Source organism: Neisseria sp. P0021.S005 (genome assembly GCF_051956955.1).
Genome location: NZ_JBQCWY010000355.1, coordinates 1 through 3,153, shown reverse-complemented (window position 1 = coordinate 3,153; position 3,153 = coordinate 1). Strand labels below are relative to the sequence as shown.

3 protein-coding genes are annotated in these 3,153 nt (G+C 53.4%); 2 read left to right on the top strand and 1 reads right to left on the bottom strand.

Annotated elements, in window-relative coordinates; genetic code table 11:
• Positions 1-46 precede the first annotated feature (46 nt).
• On the bottom strand, positions 47-934 hold the full coding sequence (locus ACTHUE_RS14095) for a YicC/YloC family endoribonuclease (RefSeq protein WP_283116877.1): 888 nt from the start codon (positions 932-934) through the stop codon (positions 47-49).
• A 138-nt stretch (positions 935-1,072) separates the two neighbouring features.
• Between ACTHUE_RS14095 and rph the strand changes: the two genes are divergently transcribed.
• Both rph and ACTHUE_RS14085 read left to right on the top strand, forming a co-directional pair.
• A complete protein-coding gene (rph, locus tag ACTHUE_RS14090) occupies positions 1,073-1,801 on the top strand; it encodes a ribonuclease PH (protein ID WP_039861956.1) in 729 nt (242 codons plus the stop codon).
• 171 nt (positions 1,802-1,972) lie between these two features.
• Positions 1,973-3,153 (top strand): aspartate kinase (locus ACTHUE_RS14085; RefSeq protein WP_440423785.1); only part of this gene is annotated, 1,181 nt, incomplete at its 3' end.

The following is a 3,153-nucleotide window of genomic DNA, read 5'->3' as shown; positions in this document are numbered from 1 at the left end:
TCTGAAACCTTTTCAGACGGCCTTGTTTTATCCGTTCATTATCGATTTATTCGATATTTTGAACCTGTTCGCGCATTTGTTCGATTAAGACTTTCAGTTCAACCGACGCTTGCGTGCATTCGGCGGCGATGGCTTTGCTGCCCAAAGTGTTGGCTTCGCGGTTCAACTCCTGCATCAGGAAATCCAAACGTTTGCCTACGCTGCCCTTGCCTTCGGTAACGATACGGCGTACTTCGGCGATATGGGTGCGCAAACGGCTGAATTCCTCATCCACATCGGATTTTTGGATGAATAAAGCAAATTCCTGTTGCAAGCGGTCGTTGTCGATATTGCCGACGGCTTCTGCCAAACGGGTTTTGACTTTATCCATATGCGCTTGCAGAAGGCTGGGGAACAATTCGTTCAAAGCGTCCACAATCTCTTCCATGCCATCCAGGCGTTGCAGCAGGTGCTCACCCAGTTTTTTGCCTTCGCGTTTGCGGGCGGCTGTAAACTCTTTCAAAGCGCTGGTCAATAAATCTTTAACGCCTTTGGCCAAAGCCTCGGCATCTTCGCCCTGGCCTGCCAAAACGCCGGGGAAACGCAAAACGTCTGCCACGCTCAGCTTGCCGAAATTGTGTTCCTTGCGCCATTCTTTGTTCAAATGCGCCAGTTGGGCAACCAAATCCTGATTGACCTCCAAAGTCTGTCCGCCCGAGGAGGCATCCTGCAGCTGGATGCGGCATTCCAATTTACCGCGCGCCACAGCCGCGGCAATCTGCTCGCGCAACGCGCCTTCCAAATAACGCAATTCTTCCGGCATACGGAATTGAACATCCAAATAACGATGGTTGACCGCGCGGATTTCCAAATTAATCCGCTTGCCTCCGCATTCGCCTGCGGCATTGGCAAAGCCGGTCATGCTGTGGATTTGAATAGTTCGTCTTGTAGCCATGGTTTTACTCCGTTTCCAAATACGAGTGAAAGTATGGACACTATAACACACCCGACCGACGATTTTCAGACGGCCTTTGGTGCCAAATTCCTCTATAATTCAAGGCAACCTATTTTTTATTCCCCCCAAAGGTTCATCATGAGTAACTACACCCGCACCGGCCGCGCCGCCGACAGCCTGCGCGACATCAAAATTACCCCCAATTTCCTCCCCCATGCCGATGGCTCCTGCCTTATTGAGTGCGGCAACACCAAAGTGATTTGCACTGCCTCCATCGACGAAAATGTCCCACCGTTCCTGCGCGGTAAAGAACAAGGCTGGGTAACGGCCGAATACGGTATGTTGCCGGCTTCCACCGCCTCCCGTATGCGCCGCGAGGCCGCCGCGGGCAAACAATCCGGACGCACACAAGAAATCCAACGCTTGATTGGCCGCTCTCTACGCGCCGTCGTCGATATGGAAAAACTCGGCGAACGCCAAATCCTGATTGACTGCGACGTCATCCAAGCCGACGGCGGCACGCGTACCGCCTCCATTACTGGTGCCTACGTTGCCCTGCAAATCGCCGTAGACAAACTCCTTTCAAACGGCCTTATCAGCGAAAACCCCATCCGTGAAGCCGTTGCCGCCGTTTCCGCCGGCGTGGTGGGCGGTGTACCGCTTTTGGACTTGGACTATCCAGAAGATTCAGGCTGCGACAGCGACGTTAACATCATCATGACCGCATCCGGCAAAATCATCGAAATCCAAGGCACAGCCGAAGGCGCACCCTTCAGCATCGAAGAATTGGGCAAACTCATTGCCCTCGCGCATAAAGGCATTGCTGAATTGGTTCAACACCAGCAGGCCGCTCTTTTGGCCCGATAATCAGCAAGGCCGTCTGAAAACTTTCAGACGGCCTTTTTTAACCAAACCCCTTTATGCGTATTTACTCAAAAAAGCGCGTTCTATCCTTGAATTCCATGTAAAAAATAGTAATAATAACCCTTTTTCCAGCAAACCAAGCTGCCCGACAACCCCCACAAGAAAGCACGAAACATGGCGTTAATCGTACATAAATACGGCGGCACATCAGTAGGCTCGCCCGAACGCATCAAAAACGTAGCCAAACGTGTCGCCAAAGCCCGCGCCGAAGGACACGACATCGTAGTCGTCGTATCCGCCATGAGCGGCGAAACCAACCGACTGGTCGCACTGGCGCACGAAATGCAAGAGCATCCCGATCCGCGCGAACTCGACGTCGTTCTCGCTACCGGCGAACAAGTGACCATCGGCCTGCTGGCCATGGCCCTGAAAGACATCGGCGTTGACGCCAAGAGCTACACCGGCTGGCAAGTCGCCCTCCAAACCGACACTTCCCACACCAAAGCCCGCATCGAAAACATCGACGACGAAAGAATGCGTGCCGATTTGGCTGCCGGTAAAGTCGTTATCGTAGCCGGTTTCCAAGGCATCAGCAGCGAAGGCAATATCTCAACCCTCGGCCGTGGCGGTTCGGATACCTCCGCCGTTGCCATCGCCGCAGCCCTCAAAGCCGACGAATGCCAAATTTATACCGACGTAGACGGCGTTTACACCACCGACCCGCGCGTCGTACCCGAAGCACGCCGCATGGACACGATCACATTCGAAGAAATGATCGAATTGGCCAGCCTCGGCTCAAAAGTTTTACAAATCCGCTCCGTAGAATTCGCCGGAAAATACAAAGTGCGCCTGCGCGTACTCAGCAGCCTGCAAGATGGCGGCAACGGCACCCTGATTACCTTTGAAGAGGACGACAACATGGAAAGAGCAGCCGTAACCGGTATCGCATTCGACAAAAACCAAGCACGCATCAACGTACGCGGCGTACCTGACAAACCCGGCGTTGCCTACCAAATCCTCGGCGCAGTTGCCGATGCCAACATCGAAGTCGACATGATCATCCAAAATGTTGGCAGCGAAGGCACAACAGACTTCTCCTTCACCGTTCCACGCGGAGACTACAAACAAACCATCGAACTCCTGCAACAACGCCAAGACAGCATCGGCGCCGCCTACATCGACGGCGACGACACCGTATGCAAAGTCTCCGCAGTCGGCTTGGGCATGCGTTCACACGTCGGCGTAGCCGCCAAAATCTTCCGCACCCTCGCAGAAGAAGGCATCAACATCCAAATGATTTCAACTTCCGAAATCAAAGTATCCGTCCTGATTGACGAAAAATACATGGAACTGGC

Coding starts and splice junctions, on each gene's coding strand:
- rph (WP_039861956.1), top strand. CDS start 1,073: ATGAGTAACTACACCCGCACCGGCCGCGCCGCCGACAGCCTGCGCGAC.
- ACTHUE_RS14095 (WP_283116877.1), bottom strand. CDS start 934: ATGGCTACAAGACGAACTATTCAAATCCACAGCATGACCGGCTTTGCC.